The 18,348-nt window shown below is 67.2% G+C and carries 19 protein-coding genes; 12 read left to right on the top strand and 7 right to left on the bottom strand.

Going from position 1 to position 18,348, the window contains the following annotated elements:
• Nucleotides 1-43: 43 nt before the first annotated feature.
• Nucleotides 44-994, bottom strand: a complete 951-nt coding sequence (locus tag NATPE_RS05220; protein WP_006179812.1) for a phytoene/squalene synthase family protein — start codon at nt 992-994, stop codon at nt 44-46.
• A 301-nt stretch (nt 995-1,295) separates the two neighbouring features.
• Nucleotides 1,296-2,897, bottom strand: a complete 1,602-nt coding sequence (locus tag NATPE_RS05215) for a bacterio-opsin activator domain-containing protein (RefSeq protein ID WP_006179813.1) — start codon at nt 2,895-2,897, stop codon at nt 1,296-1,298.
• 490 nt (nt 2,898-3,387) lie between these two features.
• On the opposite strand from NATPE_RS05215, the gene NATPE_RS22565 reads away from it, so the two are divergent.
• The 6 genes from NATPE_RS22565 (at nt 3,388) to gdhB (ending at nt 9,262) form a co-directional block, all read left to right on the top strand.
• Complete coding sequence (locus NATPE_RS22565) at nt 3,388-3,549, top strand: hypothetical protein (protein ID WP_006179815.1); 162 nt, start codon at nt 3,388-3,390, stop codon at nt 3,547-3,549.
• Nucleotides 3,550-3,698: 149 nt separating this feature from the next.
• On the top strand, nt 3,699-4,100 hold the full coding sequence (gene msrB, locus NATPE_RS05205) for a peptide-methionine (R)-S-oxide reductase MsrB (protein ID WP_006179816.1): 402 nt from the start codon (nt 3,699-3,701) through the stop codon (nt 4,098-4,100).
• 244 nt (nt 4,101-4,344) lie between these two features.
• Nucleotides 4,345-4,518 (top strand): DUF7556 family protein, encoded by a 174-nt coding sequence (locus NATPE_RS22560; protein ID WP_006179817.1) that lies wholly within the window; start codon nt 4,345-4,347, stop codon nt 4,516-4,518.
• 196 nt (nt 4,519-4,714) lie between these two features.
• Nucleotides 4,715-7,678, top strand: coding sequence for a bacterio-opsin activator domain-containing protein (locus NATPE_RS05195; RefSeq protein ID WP_006179818.1), 2,964 nt, complete (start codon nt 4,715-4,717; stop codon nt 7,676-7,678).
• A gap of 112 nt (nt 7,679-7,790) precedes the next feature.
• A complete protein-coding gene (locus tag NATPE_RS22120; RefSeq protein WP_006179819.1) occupies nt 7,791-7,937 on the top strand; it encodes a rubrerythrin-like domain-containing protein in 147 nt (48 codons plus the stop codon).
• A gap of 2 nt (nt 7,938-7,939) precedes the next feature.
• Nucleotides 7,940-9,262 (top strand): glutamate dehydrogenase GdhB, encoded by a 1,323-nt coding sequence (gdhB, locus tag NATPE_RS05190; protein WP_006179820.1) that lies wholly within the window; start codon nt 7,940-7,942, stop codon nt 9,260-9,262.
• Between the two features lie 119 nt (nt 9,263-9,381).
• Here the strand turns inward: gdhB and NATPE_RS05185 are convergent, their stop codons facing one another.
• A complete protein-coding gene (locus NATPE_RS05185; RefSeq protein ID WP_006179821.1) occupies nt 9,382-10,002 on the bottom strand; it encodes a phosphoribosyltransferase in 621 nt (206 codons plus the stop codon).
• 106 nt (nt 10,003-10,108) lie between these two features.
• Here NATPE_RS05185 and NATPE_RS05180 point away from each other — a divergent pair, with 106 nt between their 5' ends.
• Nucleotides 10,109-10,885: an NAD(P)H-hydrate dehydratase gene (locus tag NATPE_RS05180; RefSeq protein ID WP_006179822.1), complete on the top strand. Its 777-nt coding sequence runs from the start codon at nt 10,109-10,111 to the stop codon at nt 10,883-10,885.
• 17 nt (nt 10,886-10,902) lie between these two features.
• Here the strand turns inward: NATPE_RS05180 and NATPE_RS05175 are convergent, their stop codons facing one another.
• Nucleotides 10,903-11,541: a class I SAM-dependent methyltransferase gene (locus tag NATPE_RS05175; RefSeq protein ID WP_006179823.1), complete on the bottom strand. Its 639-nt coding sequence runs from the start codon at nt 11,539-11,541 to the stop codon at nt 10,903-10,905.
• Nucleotides 11,542-11,691: 150 nt separating this feature from the next.
• Between NATPE_RS05175 and NATPE_RS05170 the strand changes: the two genes are divergently transcribed.
• Nucleotides 11,692-12,762 carry a pyridoxal-phosphate-dependent aminotransferase family protein gene (locus NATPE_RS05170; RefSeq protein ID WP_015298791.1) on the top strand — a complete coding sequence of 357 codons (1,071 nt, stop codon included), beginning with the start codon at nt 11,692-11,694 and terminating at the stop codon, nt 12,760-12,762.
• A 213-nt stretch (nt 12,763-12,975) separates the two neighbouring features.
• Nucleotides 12,976-14,826: a carbon starvation CstA family protein gene (locus tag NATPE_RS05165; protein WP_006179825.1), complete on the top strand. Its 1,851-nt coding sequence runs from the start codon at nt 12,976-12,978 to the stop codon at nt 14,824-14,826.
• A gap of 217 nt (nt 14,827-15,043) precedes the next feature.
• Here the strand turns inward: NATPE_RS05165 and NATPE_RS05160 are convergent, their stop codons facing one another.
• A complete protein-coding gene (locus NATPE_RS05160) occupies nt 15,044-15,652 on the bottom strand; it encodes a hypothetical protein (RefSeq protein WP_006179826.1) in 609 nt (202 codons plus the stop codon).
• A 198-nt stretch (nt 15,653-15,850) separates the two neighbouring features.
• Between NATPE_RS05160 and NATPE_RS05155 the strand changes: the two genes are divergently transcribed.
• Nucleotides 15,851-16,075, top strand: coding sequence for a hypothetical protein (locus tag NATPE_RS05155; protein WP_006179827.1), 225 nt, complete (start codon nt 15,851-15,853; stop codon nt 16,073-16,075).
• Between the two features lie 37 nt (nt 16,076-16,112).
• On the opposite strand, the gene NATPE_RS05150 is transcribed toward NATPE_RS05155, so the two are convergent.
• Nucleotides 16,113-16,337: a hypothetical protein gene (locus tag NATPE_RS05150; RefSeq protein WP_006179828.1), complete on the bottom strand. Its 225-nt coding sequence runs from the start codon at nt 16,335-16,337 to the stop codon at nt 16,113-16,115.
• A gap of 107 nt (nt 16,338-16,444) precedes the next feature.
• Here NATPE_RS05150 and NATPE_RS05145 point away from each other — a divergent pair, with 107 nt between their 5' ends.
• Together NATPE_RS05145 and NATPE_RS05140 are read left to right on the top strand one after the other, a co-directional pair.
• The gene (locus NATPE_RS05145) at nt 16,445-16,765 is read left to right on the top strand and encodes a hypothetical protein (RefSeq protein ID WP_006179829.1); all 321 of its coding nucleotides are present in this window, start codon (nt 16,445-16,447) and stop codon (nt 16,763-16,765) included.
• Between the two features lie 90 nt (nt 16,766-16,855).
• Nucleotides 16,856-17,059, top strand: coding sequence for a hypothetical protein (locus NATPE_RS05140; RefSeq protein ID WP_006179830.1), 204 nt, complete (start codon nt 16,856-16,858; stop codon nt 17,057-17,059).
• A 12-nt stretch (nt 17,060-17,071) separates the two neighbouring features.
• On the opposite strand, the gene NATPE_RS05135 is transcribed toward NATPE_RS05140, so the two are convergent.
• Entirely contained in the window at nt 17,072-18,298 is a 1,227-nt protein-coding gene (locus tag NATPE_RS05135) for a CobW family GTP-binding protein (protein ID WP_006179831.1), read from the bottom strand.
• Nucleotides 18,299-18,348 lie beyond the last annotated feature (50 nt).

The raw sequence follows: 18,348 nt of genomic DNA, 5'->3' as shown, positions 1-18,348 counted from the left end.
GTCACAACGAAGGAATAGCCACCATATCGAGGGGTTTCAAAAGCTACCGCGTCGGGATACCGTCGCCGTGTTCGGGCCCGTGACGGCTGGGCTCGCGGGTCGGCACTGCCGACACCCGCTGGAACACCGCTTCCGGATCCCGGTTCCAGTGCCAGTGCCAGCGCGTCTTCGCGAGACACCACAGCTTCCGAGCCGTCGACAGCGACGGCTCGGCGGAGAGGACATCGTACTCCTGGGCGCGGATGAGCGAGTGGTGTTCCGCATAGAGGACCGCCGCCAGCAACACGGGCAGCTGGCAGTCCTCGGGGAGATACCGGATGCCGGCGACCCCTTCACGGTAGAGGTCCTCGGTTCGTTTGAGTTCGGCCTCCATCGCCGCCGCGAACGACTCGGAGTGTTCGAGGCGTTCGACCTGCGCCGGATCGACGCCGTGTTCGCGAAGCGTCTCCTGTGGGATGTAGATCCGATCCCGCTCGATGACGTCTTCCCGAACGTCCCGCAGGAAGTTCGTCATCTGGAACGCCTCGCCGAGTGTTACCGCGTGGGGGATCGCCGTCTCCTCGGCCTCGGGCTCCATGATGGCGGTCATCATCACGCCGACCGCAGCCGCCGACCCGCGCATGTACGACTCCAGGTCCGCGTAGGTCTCGTACCGGTGGGTGTCGATGTCCGTCGCCATCGCGTCGATGAAGACGTCGACCTCGTGGTCGCTGATGCCGTATCGCTCCCGAAGCTCGACGAACGCCTCGAGGACCGGACCGTCAGGCTCGCGGTCGCCCAGTGCCTGTTCCCGGAGTTCCTCGAGTTGTGCGCGCTGTTGGGCCGGGTCGACGCCCGCGGCGTCGTCGACGACCTCGTCGGCGATCCGAAAGAACGCGTAGAGGACGTGCGTGGCGTGTCGCACTCGCTCGGGGAGAAACCGCGTCGCGAGATAGAACGTCTTCCCGGTCCGCTTCTGTATCGCCTTGCCTGCGTCGATGTGTTCCTGTTGCATTCTCTGTTGCTGACCCTACCCGCCGGCGAACGGATGTATACGGTACGACAGGAGAGTATAAAGTAGCATACCCTCACTATGTTCAGAATCGTTGTCGGAGGACGGTCACGATCCCGACACAGTCCCGTCGACCGACGGGTCGGACGGATCGTCGTCGGTCAGTTCCGGCGCCACCGCGCCCACCCTGCGGTCGCTTCGGTAACTCGGTACAATATAGTCGCTCTTGAAAGTCACTGTACACCCGATCGCAGGACAGCGTTGCGATTGGTGTGGCGTCGTTCCAAGAGCTACTATCGTCCGTCTAATCGAACAGTTCCTCGAGGACCTTCCGCTGGGCGGTCCGGAGGTGCTGGTGGAACGTCGATCGGGAGATGTCCATCGAATCGGCCAGTTCCTCGCCGGAGATGTCGCGGGGCCACTCGAAGTAATTCGCGTGGTACGCCTTTCGCAACGCCAGCAACTGTCGGTCGGTCAGCGACGACTCGAGCCGCGCCGAGACGTCGTGTGGCCGTTGGCTCGGCTCCTCCTGTTCGTGGTAGCTGATCAGTTCGACCCGATCGTACCGGCGTTCGAGGAGGTCGTACGCGGAGCGAGCGGACCGGCTGTCGGGAAACTCGACGGCGAGGTCGGCGACGCCGTCGCTGACCGACAACTCCTGTACCACCGCGCCGTGTTCGTTCAGCGCCGTTACTGGGCCATCCCCGGCGGTGACCTCGAGGAGGGTCCCGCCGTCGTTTTTCGAGAGGACCGAGAGGTCGCGGACGTCCGCGTCCGGTGCGAGGACCGCCTCCTGGTCGATCTCGCGATCGGCATACAGGAGCAACTGCGGCGTCTCGTCGGCGTCGTAGGTCAGCCCGCGGTAGCTGATCGTCGCGTCGACGCGCTCGGACAGCGACGTGACGAACAGCGACGGGTCCTCGACGGCGACCTCGATCGAGACGACGGCCTCGCTCGTGAGCATCCGCCTGGCCTCGAGGGCGTTCATCGCGGTCGCGACCGTCCCGGCGAGCGACTCGAGGACCAGCGACTCCCGCTCGTCGAAGGCATCCGTTTCGTCGGCAAACACCACGAGGACGCCGTAGGTCACGTCGCCGTAGGCAAGCGGTAACGCGGCGACCGACTGGAACCGCTCGCCGGCTCCCACGGGCCACCAGCGGTCGGCGTCGTCGAACGCGTCGATATCGTCGATCACCTGCGGCTCGTGGTCGACGAACGCCCGAACCGCGGGGTGGGATTCGTCGCTCTCGAGAACGAGTTCGTCGTCCTCGAGCGGAACGTCATCGCGACTGTCCCACTCGCGAGGCGAGAGCCGCCGTCTCGTGACGTCGACCCGGCCGGTCCAGGCGAGGACGTACGGCTCGGTGTCGGTCAACCGCGTACAGACGTCGCGCTCGAGGGCCGCCCGGGTCTCCGCACCGACCGCCGCATCGGTGATCTCGGTGACGAGCCCATCGACCCGCTCGAGGACGTGTTCGACGGTTTTCCGTTCCTCACGGATTCGGCGTTCGTTCTCCTCGGCGGCGATCTCGGCCAGTTTCCGGTCGGTGATCTCGAGGTGAACCAGCGACGCCAGCCGTCGGCCCTCGTGTGAAAACTGGGTGACACGCATCAGGAACCAGCGCTGCTGATCGGGCGAGTGACACGGGTACTCCATCGAAAACGCGTCCCGGTCGCCCGCGAGGACGGCCTCGATCCCCTCGACCGCCCGCCGGGCGTGTTCGTCCTCGGCCGTCGTGGCGTTCGCGAGGTAGTCGACGCCGACGTGGTCCGTGGGGCCGTCCGCGGGACCGAACTCGCGCCAGGAACGGTTGGTCAACAGGATCTCTCCGTTCTCATCGATGAGTGCGACGGTGATCGGGAGGTCCTCGAGCGCCGACGCAGCGAGTTCGTGCCGAGTTCCCATCGGTCCGACGTACGGGATTGGCCCTCTTAACACGATTGGACGGTCGTGCGTGCTGGACCGAACCGCTTGGCCCCAGCATCTCGGCGATCTTCGCCCCACCGATGTCCGACGAGCCGACCACTGTGAGCGACGTCATCGAAGCGACAGCGACGATCGTACTCTCATCGAGACGCCTGGTTGGCTACCTGACAGTTTCGACAACGCTTTTATTACTGTTCGTGGACGGCTCCCACGGAGATCCGGCGTCCCGGACCGCCGAACCGACGACTCGAGCGCTGAACCGGGCGTCCCGCTGCACGCGGTTCGCCCGTCGACGGGCGCTCGAGGAGGTGGCCGATCCGTCGAGCCGATCTCCGAACTCGTCCACGCGTTCCCCTGTCAGACGCGGTCGCGGCCGATCGTCGCGATCGGCCGCTCGACCCGTCGGAACCGGTGAGAGATCTTCGAATGTGAACAAATACCTATGTATGGCCATGACATAGAGTAGCCCATGGCACAGGATCAAGCGACGCGCGGACGGTCACGGTGTCGCAACTGCGGCTTCGAAGCGCCCGGCGGAGACGACGACTGGCGGCGGATCGAGGTCCCGAAACTGGGCCGGATGACCCAGTGTCCGGACTGTGAGAGTACGGACGTCATCACCACCCGCTGATCGGTTTACTGTCACTGTTTCCCGTGTCCTCGCGACCGTCCTGCGGGGACACCAGTACTGATTGACAGTAGACCGTATGGGTGCCCGTCCGACGAGCGTCGGGCCGTGGCCACGAACAGACTCTTCAACGGCTCGCCCCTACTGCGGGTATGAGCAACGAACCAGCGGAAACCCCATCGGCCGACGAGGAGTGGCGCGACCGACTGAGCGACGAAGAGTACCGAATCCTCCGGGAAGCGGGAACCGAGCCGGCGTTCAGCGGCGAGTACGTCGACCACAAGGAAGACGGCACCTACGCCTGTGCCGGCTGCGGTGCCGAACTGTTCGACTCCGAGACGAAGTTCGAGTCCGGCTGTGGCTGGCCCAGCTTCTACGACACCGACAGCGACCGGGTCGAAACCCGCCTCGATACGAGCCACGGGATGCGACGGACGGAAGTGGTGTGTGCGAACTGCGGCGGCCACCTGGGTCACGTCTTCGACGACGGCCCCGAACCGACCGGCAAGCGATACTGCATCAACTCCGTCGCGCTGGATTTCGACGACGAGTGATGGCCCGACTCGAGGGAGTGCTGTGCCGGCGACTGCACATGGACGGGCCACCGGCCGTCGGTCGGACGGGCTGCGGCGGGAGCGACTGCACGGCCGACCGGTAGCGACCGCCGAGTTCCGAGGTTCAACCCGAGCGGCAAATAGGGCCGGTATCTAAACGAAATTAGTCCATTATGTCCAATATTCAACCACCAATCGATCTCCTTCCGGAACATTCATACTTCACGTGGTGGAACGGTCGACCATGACGCCCGAAGCGACACCGGTCGGACGAGAGGCGGACAGGGCGAGCGACGTCGTCGGCGCGGTCGACGAGATCGACGGTCGGCCGCATCTCGTCGTCGCCGACATCGCTCGAGACGACGCCTGGATCGCGATGGCCGAGTCGGCGGCCGTCGCCGTCGAAGACCACCGGTAGGCCGCTCGGGAGTTTTCTCACGCCGTCGCGGGCTTCGCCAGCGACCGCTCTCGCCCTCGCGACACGCCGTACGGATCGTCGACGGTAACGGCGACACGGACGTCGTCCGGCGGGACTCGAGCGGCGAACGCGTGTCGATTCCAGCGAGCGCGACCGGACCGATGGGTTCTATCGGCCGGAGGTCGTATCGGGAACGATGGCTTCCGAACGGCCGCTCGATGGCGCTCGACTCCTCGTCGTCGTACCCACCGAAGCGAGACCCGAGCCGCTGGCGAGCGTCCTCGACGACGACGCGCTCGACGCGACCGCGGTGTCGACCGCCACGGCGGCGCTCGAGCGCCTCGAAACGACGTCCGTCGACTGTCTGTTGACCGTCCAGTCGCTCCCGGATCGGAGCGGGCTTGCCCTCCTCGAGGCGGTCAGGGAGCGCGAGCCCGACCTGCCGGTCGTTCTCGCGCCGGTCGACGGCGACGAGTCGGTCGCCAGCGCGGCGATCGCCGCGGACGTCTCGGCGTACGTCCCCCTCGACGGCTCCGCCGACGGACCGGCCGAGGGCCTCCGACCGGCGATCGAACGGGCGATGTCGGCCGCTCGCGATCGCCGATGGCGGCGGGACCGCGCTCGAGCGTTCGACGCCGTCTTCGACGATCCGGAGGCGTACGGCTGGCTGCTCGCGCCGGACGGGACCGTGCGGCGGGCCAACGAGCCCGCGCTCAAGGCGATCGCCGCGACCCCGACCGACGTCCGCGGCCGCCCCTTCGCGGAACTCCCGTGGTGGGAGTCGGCCGTCGACGGGGAAGCGGTTCTCCGGGACGCGATCGACGCGGCCGCGAGCGGGGAGATCACACACCGAGAGCTGACGTGTGTCCGTGCCGACGGCGACGGCACGACCGCTCGAGACGGGAGCGACGCCGCGGCGGAGACCGACGATTCCGATCGGCGTCGAACGTTCGAGGTGACCGTCCGCCCGATCCGCGACGAGTCCGGGACCGTCATCTCGCTGTTCGCGCGGGCGGACGACGTCACCGAGCGCGCCCGCCTCGAGCGGGAGTTACGCGAGTCCGAGCAGCTGCACCGCGTAACGCTCAACAACATGACCGACACGGTCCTCATCACCGACGACGACGGGGCGTTTACCTACGTCTGTCCGAACGTCCACTTCGTCTTCGGCTACTCCGACGACGAGATCCACGAGATGGGGACCATCGACGAGCTGCTCGGACCGGACCTCTTCGACCGCGACGAACTCGAGGCGGCCGGCGTCCTGACCAACATCGAGTGTACCGCTACTGACAGGGCGGGCCGGGAACACACCCTGCTGGTCAACGTCCGGGAAGTCTCGATTCAGGGCGGGACGACCCTCTACAGTTGCCGCGACGTGACGACGCGGAAACGCCGCGAGGAGGCGCTGACGGCGCTGCACCGAACCACGCGGGAGCTGCTGTACGCCGAGACGGACCGCGAGATCGCCGATATCGTCGTCGACGACGCGGCGGACGTCCTCGATCTCGAGGCCAGCGCCGCGTACCTGTTCGATACGGACGAGAACGTCCTGCGGCCGGTCGCGTCCTCGCCGGCCATGGAGCGGTTACACGGACCGGTCCGGGACCATCGGGCGACGGAGGATAGCGTTCCCGGACGGGTCTTCGTCGACGGCGAGAGCCGGTTCTTCGCGGACGTCCACGAGTCGCCGTCGCTCTCGAATCCCGGAACCGAACTGCGAAGCGTCGCGTACGTTCCGCTCGGGGACCACGGCGTCTTCGTCGCGGGCTCGAGCGAGCCCGATGCCTTCGACGACGTCGCTCGCGAGTTGACGGACCTGCTGGCCACGACCGCCGAGGCCGCGCTCGACCGCGTCGGGCGCGAGCGAACGCTTCGCGAACGCGACCGCGAACTCGAGCGGCGCAACCGCCAGCTCACTCGGCTCAACGGGATCAACGAGATCATCAGGGACCTCGATCAGGCGCTGGTCGGCGCTGAGACCCGCGACGAGATCGAACGCGCCGTCTGCGACCGCCTCACGACCGCCGACCGGTTTTCGTTCGCCTGGATCGGGGCGGCCGACGCCGGCGACGATCGGCTCGCGGTCCGCGCCGACGGCGGCGCGACCGAGGGCGAGTCGTATCTCGACAGCGTGTCGCTCTCGCTGGCCGGGGGTACCGAACCCGCGGTCAGGACCGCGACCGACCGGGCGGTAACCGGCGTCGCGAACGTTGCCGACGGGCTCCGCGAGGAACCGTGGCGGTCGGAAGCGCTCGCCTGTGAGTTCCAGTCCGCCGTGAGCGTCCCGCTGTCATACGACGACTTCACGTACGGCGTCCTGACCGTCTACGCCGATCGGCCCGATGCGTTCGACGAGATGGTCCGGACCGTCCTCGCCGAACTCGGGGAGACGATCGCCGCCGCGATCGCCGCCGTCGAGCGCAAGCGCGCGCTCCTCTCGGACTCGAGTACGCGCCTCGAGTTCGCGGTGGGCGACGAGACGGTCCTCTTTACCCGCCTCGCCCGACGGACCGATTGCACCGTCTCGTTCGACGGCGGCGTTCGCCACCGCGAGGACGGTGCGACCGTCGTCGCGACGGTCGAGGGCGCATCGCCCGACGCCGTCGCCGCCGCGGCTACGGACCTCGTCACCGTCGAGGGGGCGCGGGTCATCGGCCGTGACGGCGCCGATGACGACGGCTCCGACGAGGACGCCGGCGGGGCGGTCCTGCTGGATCTCTCGCGGCCGGTTCTCGCACTGCAACTCGCGGACCACGGGGTACTGCTTCGCGGCGTGGAGGCGACCCCCACCGACACGCGGGTCGTCGTTGACGTCCCCAGTTCCGTCGACGCGCGGGGCGGTGCCGACGTCGTCTCGACGGTGTTCTCCGAGGTCGAACTCCGGTCGAAACGATCCGTCGAACGGACGACGCCGCGTGACTTCCACGCGAGCCTCCGCGACCGGCTTACCGACCGCCAACTCGAGGTCGTGCGGCTCGCATATTACGGCGGCTACTTCGAGTCACCCCGCGCGCAGTCCGGCGAATCGATCGCTGAGACACTCGATATCTCGCCCGCGGCGTTTTACCGGCACGTCCGGACCGTCCAGCGGAAACTCTTCGCGATCGTGTTCGACGAGATCGGACTGCCGGCAAACCCGTCTCGAGGGGTTGAATAGTGAACCCCCACTAACCGCCGACGCTAGCTATCTGACGAATAGGTTCATCCTAATATCCCTATTATTCCTAAGTGCGACGAACGCACGATCAGCCGCGCTCGTCATCTCTCACATGCAACACAAAGACGCCGAACTCGACCCCGAGACGGAATCGACCTACGAGTGTTTTGAATGCGGTACTGTCGTCCGCGCTGCCGCGCCGGACGCCTGTCCCGAGTGCGGGGCCGAAATGCGAAACCGGCGCACACCGATCGAGTAACGATGTCATCACAAAAGCGTTCTTCGCCGTCGAACCGGGAAGCAACGGCTGAATCGTCCGACCCGGAAACCGCACTCGAGACGGCACGCCGGCAACTCGATCGTGCCGCCGCCCGACTGGACGTCGACGACGCGGCCCTCGAGCGGCTGCGCCACCCCGCGTCGGTCCACGAGGTAACGGTACCCCTCGAGCGCGACGACGGATCGGTCGAGGTCTTCACCGGCTACCGGGCCAAACACGACAGCGTTCGTGGCCCCTTCAAGGGCGGGCTGCGCTATCATCCCGACGTGACCCGCGACGAGTGTGTCGGGCTCTCGATGTGGATGACCTGGAAGTGTGCGGTGATGGATCTGCCCTTCGGCGGCGCGAAAGGCGGGATCGTCGTCGACCCCAAGCGCCTGAGCGACGACGAGACCGAACGGCTCACACGGCGGTTCGCACAGGAACTGCGCGACGTGATCGGGCCGAAGACGGACATCCCCGCGCCGGACATGGGGACCGATCCGCAGACGATGGCGTGGCTGATGGACGCCTACAGTATGCAGGAAGGCGAGACCATCCCCGGCGTCGTCACCGGCAAACCCCCCGTCATCGGCGGCAGTTACGGCCGCGAGGAAGCGCCGGGACGAAGCGTCGCCATCGTCACCCGGGAGACCTGCGAGTACTACGACTACCCCCTCTCCGAGACGACCGTCGCCGTTCAGGGCTTCGGCAGCGTCGGTGCTAACGCCGCCCGCCTGCTCGCCGACTGGGGCGCGACCGTCGTCGCCGTCAGCGACGTCAACGGCGGGGTCTACGACCCCGACGGGATCGACGTCGCGGCGATCCCCTCCCACGACGAGGAGCCCGAAGCCGTCACCCGGTTCGCGGCCGGCCTCACCGAGGACGACAGTCCGCGCCGGCTCTCGAACGAAGAATTGCTCGAGCTAGACGTCGACGTTCTGGTCCCAGCCGCGATCGGCAACGTCATCACCGCCGACAACGCCGACGCCATCGCCGCGGACATCGTCGTCGAAGGTGCCAACGGCCCGACGACGTTCGCGGCCGACACCATCCTCGAGGAACGCGGGATCCACGTAATCCCGGACATCCTCGCGAACGCGGGCGGCGTCACCGTCTCCTACTTCGAGTGGCTCCAGGACATCAACCGCCGCGCGTGGGCGCTCGAGCGGGTCAACGAGGAACTCGAGACCGAGATGGTCCGGGCCTGGACCGCCCTGAAAGACGAGGTCGAACGGGCGGACGTCTCGTGGCGCGACGCCGCCTACGCCGTCGCGCTCGAACGGGTCGCCGAGGCCCACGAGGCGCGCGGCCTGTGGCCGTAACACGACCGTAGAAACGGCCCACTGTCGCCGAATCTCGAGACTCGTTGCCCCGTGATTTCGGCCCTCTATCGTTTCCGCGTGGCTCGGAATTCGTTCCGATCGATCGCTGTTTGGCCGTCTCACTCGAGGTATTCGATCGCTTCGTCGTCACTGACCTGGCCGAAGGTCCGGTAGTACTGGCCGACGGCGCGGAAATCGGCCGGCGTCTCCAGCGCGATGATCTCGTCGGCCTCCCGCTCGAGGTCGTCGATCGCGCGCGGGGAGCCGACGGGGACGGCGAGCCCGACCCACTCCGGGCCGGCCTCGCGGACCTGTCGGAGGCAGGCGGTCGCGGTCGCGCCGGTCGCGACGCCATCGTCGACGACCAGCACGCGTTTTCCCGCCAGCTCCGGCAGCCCGTCACCCTCGCGGTAGCGGTCGGCCTTCTCGCGGGCGTTCGCGGCTTCCTCGGTTCGGATCTCCTCGAGGTAGGCGTCGTCGGGATCGAGCCGCTCGAGCAGGCCGTCGTTGTACCAGACGCTGCCGTCGCTGGCGACGGCACCCAGGGCCACCTCGGGGTTTTCCGGCGCACCCAATTTACGAGCGACGACCACGTCGATGTCGGCCGCGAGCGCGTCGGCGACCGGCCGCGCGACGGGCAAGGCACCGCGAGGGATCCCGAGGACGACGTCGACGTCGAGGCCACGATCCACGAGCGCTGCGGCGAGGCGGTCGCCGGCGTCGGTTCTGTCCTCGAACATGGCTCGAGCTACGACGGCGATCCATATTAGCTTCCGGCGTCGGTGCTGGCCACAAACCGGAACTCGCCTGCCGAACGGCTACACGGGACCGCTCGGGAGGGAAGATATGGGTCGCCTCCAGCAAACGCTCTCGAACGTCAGCGACGACACTGGACGGGACAACGGCTGCGTCGGTATCGTCGGCGGCAGCGTCGCGTATCCGAACCAGCCCGCGCTGGCCGGGCGTGCGGCGCTGCGGACCGGCTCCGACCACGTCCGGGCGGTCGTCCCCGAACCGATCTACGAGGTCGTCGCGGGTCACTCACCGAACCTGCTCGTCGACCGCTACGGACACGACGCCTTCTCCGACGGCGCGATCGAACGGACGCTCGAGATGGCCGAGTGGGCCGACGCCGTCGTGATCGGCCCCGGCCTCGTCGACGCCGATCCCGACGCGGTCCGAGAGGCGGTCGACCGCATGGAGACGCCGACTGTCGTCGATGCGCTGGCGATCGAACCCGCCCTCGAGGCCGACCTCTCGAACGTGATCCTGACGCCCAGTGACTCCGAAGATGACCCGATCTATGAGGCCTACGGCTCACTCGAGGCATTTTCCGAGGAGACCGGTGCGGTCGTCACGCTCACGGGCGGGGTCGACGAGATCGTCGCCGCCGGCGAGCGGATCAAAAATGAGACCGGTACGTCGGCCATGACCGTCGCCGGCACCGGCGATACGATGGCCGGAATCACGGCCTCGCTGCTCGGGCAGGGGACCGACCGCCGGGAGGCCGCCGAGTTGGGCGCGTGGATCCTCGGCAAGACCGGCGAACTCGCGACCGCGGAGTACGGCCCCGGCGTCGTGGCGACCGACGTCATCGAGCGCATCCCCAAGGCGATCCGGTAGCCGCGAGTGCCGCTCGATCAGGACTCCCGCCGTCTTCGGAGCCGGCCCCGTACGATCGGCGTCGCCGGAAGGACACCGACCCGGGTGCGTTCGATCTCGAGGACGTCGAACGCGTCGTGGCCGACGAACCGCTCGACGGTCTCGCGGTTCAGTTGACAGCCGCCTGCAGCCCGCTCCCAGATGGGGTTCAGTCGGTCCTGTACCCGCGCGCGCCAGCCGTCGTTACGGACGTGTTCGAGAAAGCGCAGCTCCCCGCCCGGCGCCAGCACGCGGGCGACCTCGTCCAGCGCTCGGTCCGGCTCCCCGATCGTACAGAAGACCAGACTCGAGATCACGGTCTCGAACGCATCGTCGACGTACGGCAGCGACTCCGCGCGGTCGTCCCGGAGATGGGTCCGCAGGGCCGATCGGTCGGCCGTCGCCGCCGCCCGACGGCGCATGTTCGGGTCCGGCTCGACGGCATGGTACTCGAGGTCGTCGTCGCCGCCCGCGGCGACGTAGGGAATCATCGCGCCCGTCCCCGCGCCGAGGTCGAGGACCCGTCCCGAGAGATCGGCCGCGAGATACTCACGGTGAGGGCCGACCAGCAGCCGGTCCGGCATACACCGGTCATAGAGGGCCGCAAAGCAGGGGTGGTCGATTCGCCGTTCACCCATTGTGCGCGAAGAGAGACCGCTTCCCATTGTGACTCGGTCCAACCGACGAGGGCCCGACTGATACCCGTTTTCCCGCCCGCTCGAGACTCCCCGGGGGTGTTCCGGACCACTCTCGAGCGGTTTATGACCGAACGTGCCGGTAGTCCCGATATGAGCGACGACCGACTCCGCATGACGCCGGGGCCGACCGCGGTGCCGGCCGCTGTCCGCGACCGGATGGCCGAACCGACGCCCAACCCCGACGTCGAGCCCGAATTCTTCGAGTTCTATCGAGAACTGACCGACGACCTCGGGGCGATCTACGGCGACGACGATATCGTGATCCTTGGCGGCGAGGGCATCCTCGGCCTCGAGGCCGCGGTCGCCTCGCTGGTCGAACCCGGCGACCGGGTACTGTGTATCGCCAACGGCCCCTACGGCGAGGGCTTCGCGGACTTCGTCGAGAGCTACGACGGCGAGGCCGTCGTCTGTGACTCCTCGTGGCGCGATCCGATCGATCTCGCGGCCGTCGAGTCCCGCCTCGAGGAGGGCTCGTTCGACGTGGCGACGATGGTCCACTGCGAGACGCCGACCGGCGTCCTGAACGACCTCGAGCCGGTGCTGGCCCTGCTCGAGGACCACGGCGTCATCAGCGTCGTCGACGCCGTCTCCTCGCTTGGTGGCACGGCGGTACCGACCGACCGGATGGACGTTTGTCTCGGAGCCTCCCAGAAGTGTTTCAGCGCGCCGCCGGGCCTAACCGTCGCCTCGGTCAGCGACCGCGCCTGGGCGAAGATCGAATCGTTCGAGACCCGCGGCTTCTACACCGATCTCGAGCCCTGGCGCGACGCCGCCGACGAGGAGTGGTTCCCCTACACGCACCTGTCGTCGAACCTCTACGGACTCGGTGCTGCAATCGACCTGCTGCTCGAAGAGGGACTCGAGACCGTCTTCGAGCGCCACGAGCGGGCCGCACAACGGTGTCGCGAGCGAGCCGCCGACCTCGGGCTGTCGATTTACCCCGACGGCGCACAGTCGTCGCCGACGGTGACCGCACTCGAGGTCCCCGGTCGGGCCGAGGAACTGCAACGGACGCTGGCCGACGATCACGATATCGTCCTCGCGACCGGGCTCGGCGACCTTGCTGCCGACGTCCTCCGGGTCGGCCACATGGGACACAACGCCCGGGTCGACCGGGTCGAGCGAACGATGGACGCGCTCGAGGCCGTCCTCGAGGAGTGACGCGGTCGGGCCCGTTACCTGCGACACGAGGCTGCGTTACGGGACGACCCGTCACCGATCTCGCGTATCAACGTTCCACTTCGATATTTGTCTATGACTCCGACAATATCACCAGCAATATATGCTGTATAAGGTTACAGATGCGGAGTATATCGGGACGTAAACAAACAACAATTAAGATCATACATCACACTGTATTTGTCTAGAGGTACCATGACACAGGTCATATGGATCATCGCGGCAGTGCTGGTAACGTTCACTGTGGGGTACGTGGGTTATTCCCGATATTTGACGCGTTTCGTCGAACTCGACGAAGACGCGGAGACACCGGCACACAAGTACGAGGACGGACAGGAGTACGTCCCGTCGAAGAAACCGGTTCTGTTGGGACATCACTACTCGAGTATCGCCGGTGGGGCACCGATCGTGGGACCGATCACGGCCGGAGCGATCTGGGGCTGGGTGCCCGCGCTGCTGTGGATCGCCATCGGGAACCCGCTGATGGGCGCCGTCCACGACTTCGTCTCGCTGTCGGGCAGTCTGCGCCACGAGGGGAAGTCGATCGGCTACATGATCGGGGAGTACGTCGGCGAGAGCGGGAAGAACATGCTGCTGTGGTTCGCGTTCCTGACGATCATCCTCGTCGTCGCCGTCTTCGCACTGGTCGTCGGGATCGTCTTCAACGCCTATCCACAGGTCGTGACGGCGTCGCTGCTGTATATCGGGCTGGCGCTGGCCTTCGGGGTCTACCTCTACCAGTTCAACGGCCCGTTCATCCCGGGGACGATACTGTTCGTCGCCGGGGTCTTCGCGGCCGTCTGGGTCGGCCTCGAGTACCCGCTCGCGCTCTTCGCCGGCGACTATTCCTCGGGCACCATCGTGCTGTTCGGCGGTGACGGGAGCTGGGTGCCCGGTGCCGCGGCGCTCGAGGGAATCGGCGGCGGCAACACCGCCGGCTGGGTGCCGATAATTCTGGTCTACGCGGCGGTCGCGAGCGCGCTTCCGGTGTGGGTGTTGCTCCAGCCGCGTGACTACCTGTCGTCGTTCCTGCTGTACGCCGGTGTCGGTGGTGCGACCCTCGCGGTCATCGTCGGCACGTTCTTCGGGACGGCCAATCAGGACCTCGTCATCGACAGCTCGATCGCCGCGTTCGAAGGGTTCTGGGGCGCGGAAGCGGCCGGCTACGCGCCGCTGTTCCCGCTGCTTTTCATCACGATCGCCTGTGGGACGATCAGCGGGTTCCATTCGCTGGTCTCCTCGGGGACCACGGCCAAACAGCTCGACAAGGAGACCGACGCCCGCCTGATCGGCTACGGCGGCATGCTCGGTGAGGGCCTGCTGGCCGCGGTCGCGCTCTCGACGCTCGCCGTGTGGGGCGCGCCCGACGTCGGCGGCGGCATCGGTGCCGCTCTGCCGAACTTCGCCTCGGGCGGCGGCATCATCCTCACGAGTTTCGGCGTCCCCGAGACCGCCGGCGCCGTGTTCATGGCGCTGGTCCTCTGTAGCTTCCTGCTGACCTCGACCGACACGGCCGTCCGCCTCGGCCGGTACATGATGGAAGAGATCGTCGGCACGCCCGCCGGACGGACCGACACGGGCCTGAACGCGGACCCGCGATCGTTCGTCCGCGGCCGGTACACCAACCCGATCGTCCAGGCCGTCCCGGCGTACCTGCTGGTTATCTCCGGGCAGTGGGTCGTCCTCTGGCAGCTGTTCGGCGGTGCGAACCAGCTGCTGGCCGCGCTTGCCCTGCTGACCGCGACCGTCTGGCTGGCCAACTGGGACGACAGCAAACAGCTCGTCTCGACCGGCGTCCCGATGGCCGTCATGGTCACGATCACCGTCCTCGGGCTCTCGATTCTGGTGTTCTACGAGAACCTCTATCTGAACCTGATCGAGGGCGGTGCAGGAACTCTCAGCGAGCAACTCTCCGCGGTCGTGCAGATGGCGCTTGGCCTCGTTCTCATCGGCCTCGCGCTCGCGCTCGTCAGGCTGGGCTACCGGAACATCAGTCGCGTCCGTCGCGGCCCCGAGACGCCCGCCGCCGAACCCGGCGACGACTGACGTCGTCCTCGCCGATCCGTTCTTTCGCCGTGTCTCGTAGACCGACAGTACCGCGTCTCGAGTCACTCGGGACTCGCAGCCGTCTGCGACCCGTACATCCGTCGGCGACTCACACCGCCGACTGTGGGTTCGAACGATCGCTCCGAAATCGTCGCGGACGGCGGTGACTGATCTCGTGTCGTCGACGTTGCCGTCCGAGCGAAAACGGGCCCGCCGGTTACTGCCAGAACCGCTTCGCGAACCGCGAGAGAAGGCCCTCGTCGGGCGTCGTCACGTCGTCCCAGAGGGTAAACGCCTCGGCCACGTCGGCGGCCTCGCTGGCGACGTGGTCCTCCTTCTCGGGGACCACGACGACGAGGTTCACCTCGTAGTGGCCGTGATAGCCGAACTTCAGGAGAGTCCGATCGCGAAAGCCCGAAACGAACTCCCGGACGTCGTCGGAAATCTCGTCCGCGACGAGGACGAACGAGAAGTCCGTGCCGAAGTGTTCCTCGTCGGGGACGACCCGCTCGTCCGCGAGGTCGTGGCCCAGATCGACGAGTCGCTCGAGTTCCGCGACCGTCGGCCGGGACTCCCGACGGGCGAAGAGGTACTCCTCGGCCTCGTGGTCGGCGTAGGACAGCGCCGGGTGGAAGAACTGTTTCTGACTTCGGACCCGCAGCTTCCCGTAGAGGTCCCAGCGCTCGCCGCCGGCCCGGTGGTCCTTCTCGAGGTCGTAGTTGTACAGCAGTCGGTCGGACACCCGGTCGAGGTACTCGTCCTCCCAGTCGGGGACCGCCTCGCGGATTTCGGCCGGTAGTTCCGCCGGCGCCCGCTCGTCGCTCATCGCGCGGCGACGGGCCGCGGGCTGGTTCGGTCGCGATCCGGCGTCGGCTCGGTTCCGGTCGGGTCCGTGACGGGGTTTCGCATACCACTCGTTGCGCTCGGAATATCAAATACCCGTCGGTGGACGGCGAGCCGGCGCTGCGGCGCTCGAGCGGTAGGCTTTAGCCGCCGGAGCTGTTTCTTCGTGTAAGGCGTTACCATGGGGAGCAAACGGACCGAAGCCTGTGGCCGGTGTTCGATGTCGACGGTCGTCGACGTCGCCTCGAGCGACGAGGATGACGGGGACGACGCTCGCGACCCGTTCGGCGAGGACGCGATCGAGGTCGACGACGAGACACTCCGGCGCGTCTCGCCGGGCGCGTGGATCGGCCGCGTGACCGATCGGATCGACGACCTCGGCCACCGGCTCATTTACGGCCGCTGACCAGCCCCGCCGGTTCCGCGAGCGAACGGACCGACGGTCAGGACATCGTCACGAGATACGTCAGCGCGAACAGCAGTATCGCCGCCGTGGCGACATTGATAGGACTGAACTCGAGGACGTCCAGAAAGGACAGTCCCCAGACGACCGTCCAACCGAACAGCGTCGAGAGGACGGCGTTCATCACGAGCAGGACCCGCGGATCTCCCTGCGAGGATGACACGCCGGCCTCGAACCCCTCGCGGTCGGAGTCCTCGTCGTTCATACAGGGAGACGGCGGCACCGCCACTTATAGCTTCGCCGGCGCGGTCGGTCGGACGGCCCGGAAACCGCACGGTCTAGCTCTTTGCCACTCGAGTCCGAACGGCGGGTATGCAACTCCGTAATCGCGACGGCACGCCCGTCGATCCGGTCCCGTTCGGCGTCGTGGTCGGACTCGCGTTCATGGCCCTGCTGTCGTTCGGGCCGCTGTACGGACAGGCGCTGGGCCTGTCCCTCGAGGCGGCGATCTGGCTCTCGACGGCGGTGTTCGTCGTCACCGCCGCCGGCGCCTTCTACCGGCAGATCTGGACCGCCCGACCCGAGCTCGATCACGAAGTGGCGGCCGCGGTCCGCGCACAGCGGGTGTTCTATCTCATTCCGATCCTCGGGGCCCTGCTCGTCGCGCTCGCCGTGCCGCTCGTGGTCGGCTGAGATGAACGGTTCTCCCGGTTCCCGTTTACCGTCGTGCGCCTGTGGTATACAGTCGCACGATATTAGTGACCGCCGACCGAACGACCCCGTATGGGACTCATCGACTCGGTCAAAACGGCCCTCAGCTCGCCCGCGCCGAAAGAGCGGCCCGACGACGGCTCCACGGGAGCCTACTGGTGTGACGACTGCGCCGTCCGCATCAGGGACGTCGACCTCGAGGGGGAGCCGGTCTGCCCGGACTGCGGTTCGGAGATGCGCTTCGAGCGCGCGACCGGTCGCGACTGTGCGTGTTGAGACGGGGCCCGGTCACGGCTCACGGATGACGACGTCCGCCCCCTGCTCGTCGGGGAACGGCCCCTCGAGGGCGTCCTCCCACTCCGCGTCGGTGACCAATGCGTCCTCAAGGCCCTTCCGCAGCGCCGCCTCGTCGTAGTCGGTGCCGATGAACACCAGTTCTGTCCGCCGGTCGCCGTGTTCGTCGTGCCACTCGAGATCGGGACGATTCGACCGGTACATGTCCCGTTCGACCGCGGGTAAGCTGGCGATCCAAGGGCCCTGTGCGGTGGCCCGGATAGAGGGACCCGCCCCCGCGATCGACACTCGCATTTCGTTGTCCGCGAGCCACGCGGTCCCCTTCGAGCGGACGATCGACCGCGGCAACTCGCGGAGGACGGCGGCGAACCGCTCGGGGTGGAACGGCCGCCGGGCCCGGTAGACGAACGAGGAGACGCCGTAGACCTCGTCGGGGTGGTGATGGCCGTGGTGGTCGTCGTGACGGCCGTCGCCCTCGTGATCGGTGCCCTCTCTGTCGGTCGACTCGAGTGCGCGCTTCCAGCCCGGTAGGTCGGTCACCCGATCCGGGTCGAATAGGCCGGCACCGAGCAGTCGGTCGGGATCGACCGCCGCAAACTCCGTGCGGATCGTCTCCGCGTCGGGCTGGAGCGCACCGACGAGTTCTTCGGCCTCCTCGAGTTCCGCCTCGCTACAGCGATCGGCCTTGTTGAGCAACACCAGATTCGAGACCTCGACCTGCTCGACGAGCAGGTCAGAAAGGGGGCGGTCGTCCTCGTCGCCGCGGCGTTCGGGAGCGCCCTCGCCCGCGAAGGCCTCGAGGAAGGCGGGGGTGTCGAGGACGGTCACGAGGGTGTCGACGTCGTACAGCGCCGCGACCCGGGACTCGGTCGTGAACAGCCGCGCGACCGGCGCGGGCTCGGAGATGCCCGACGACTCGACGATCAGATGGTCGAACGAGCGATCGCGGGCCAACCTGACTACGGCGGTCTCGAGGTCGTCCTGCAGTTCACAGCAGATACAGCCGTTCGAGAGTTCCGCGACGCCGTCGTCGAGTTCGAGTTCCGATCCTTCGGCGACGAGATCGGCGTCGACGTTGACCTCGCCCATGTCGTTGACCAACACTGCAAGCGACCGGTCGCCGGCGTTCGACAGCAGATGGTTCAAAAGCGTCGTCTTCCCCGCCCCGAGACTGCCCGAGAGGATCGTGACAGGACGTCCGTCGTCCGTAGCCGTTCTCATAGCCGGATACCAGACGCCGGAACGTCTTGAAAGCGAGCCACGAGGGTTTT

Origin of the sequence: Natrinema pellirubrum DSM 15624, assembly GCF_000230735.2 — an archaeon.
In the GTDB taxonomy this organism is placed as follows: Archaea; Halobacteriota; Halobacteria; order Halobacteriales; family Natrialbaceae; genus Natrinema; species Natrinema pellirubrum.
Note: the sequence above shows the minus strand (reverse complement) of the source record. Positions and strands in the feature narration are given on the sequence as shown.

Excerpts from the sequence above, each read along its gene's own strand:
- NATPE_RS05220 (WP_006179812.1), bottom strand. The coding sequence starts at position 994 with ATGCAACAGGAACACATCGACGCAGGCAAGGCGATACAGAAGCGGACC.
- NATPE_RS05215 (WP_006179813.1), bottom strand. The coding sequence starts at position 2,897 with ATGGGAACTCGGCACGAACTCGCTGCGTCGGCGCTCGAGGACCTCCCG.
- NATPE_RS22565 (WP_006179815.1), top strand. The coding sequence starts at position 3,388 with ATGGCACAGGATCAAGCGACGCGCGGACGGTCACGGTGTCGCAACTGC.
- msrB (WP_006179816.1), top strand. The coding sequence starts at position 3,699 with ATGAGCAACGAACCAGCGGAAACCCCATCGGCCGACGAGGAGTGGCGC.
- NATPE_RS22560 (WP_006179817.1), top strand. The coding sequence starts at position 4,345 with ATGACGCCCGAAGCGACACCGGTCGGACGAGAGGCGGACAGGGCGAGC.
- NATPE_RS05195 (WP_006179818.1), top strand. The coding sequence starts at position 4,715 with ATGGCTTCCGAACGGCCGCTCGATGGCGCTCGACTCCTCGTCGTCGTA.
- NATPE_RS22120 (WP_006179819.1), top strand. The coding sequence starts at position 7,791 with ATGCAACACAAAGACGCCGAACTCGACCCCGAGACGGAATCGACCTAC.
- gdhB (WP_006179820.1), top strand. The coding sequence starts at position 7,940 with ATGTCATCACAAAAGCGTTCTTCGCCGTCGAACCGGGAAGCAACGGCT.
- NATPE_RS05185 (WP_006179821.1), bottom strand. The coding sequence starts at position 10,002 with ATGTTCGAGGACAGAACCGACGCCGGCGACCGCCTCGCCGCAGCGCTC.
- NATPE_RS05180 (WP_006179822.1), top strand. The coding sequence starts at position 10,109 with ATGGGTCGCCTCCAGCAAACGCTCTCGAACGTCAGCGACGACACTGGA.
- NATPE_RS05175 (WP_006179823.1), bottom strand. The coding sequence starts at position 11,541 with ATGGGTGAACGGCGAATCGACCACCCCTGCTTTGCGGCCCTCTATGAC.
- NATPE_RS05170 (WP_015298791.1), top strand. The coding sequence starts at position 11,692 with ATGAGCGACGACCGACTCCGCATGACGCCGGGGCCGACCGCGGTGCCG.
- NATPE_RS05165 (WP_006179825.1), top strand. The coding sequence starts at position 12,976 with ATGACACAGGTCATATGGATCATCGCGGCAGTGCTGGTAACGTTCACT.
- NATPE_RS05160 (WP_006179826.1), bottom strand. The coding sequence starts at position 15,652 with ATGAGCGACGAGCGGGCGCCGGCGGAACTACCGGCCGAAATCCGCGAG.
- NATPE_RS05155 (WP_006179827.1), top strand. The coding sequence starts at position 15,851 with ATGGGGAGCAAACGGACCGAAGCCTGTGGCCGGTGTTCGATGTCGACG.
- NATPE_RS05150 (WP_006179828.1), bottom strand. The coding sequence starts at position 16,337 with ATGAACGACGAGGACTCCGACCGCGAGGGGTTCGAGGCCGGCGTGTCA.
- NATPE_RS05145 (WP_006179829.1), top strand. The coding sequence starts at position 16,445 with ATGCAACTCCGTAATCGCGACGGCACGCCCGTCGATCCGGTCCCGTTC.
- NATPE_RS05140 (WP_006179830.1), top strand. The coding sequence starts at position 16,856 with ATGGGACTCATCGACTCGGTCAAAACGGCCCTCAGCTCGCCCGCGCCG.
- NATPE_RS05135 (WP_006179831.1), bottom strand. The coding sequence starts at position 18,298 with ATGAGAACGGCTACGGACGACGGACGTCCTGTCACGATCCTCTCGGGC.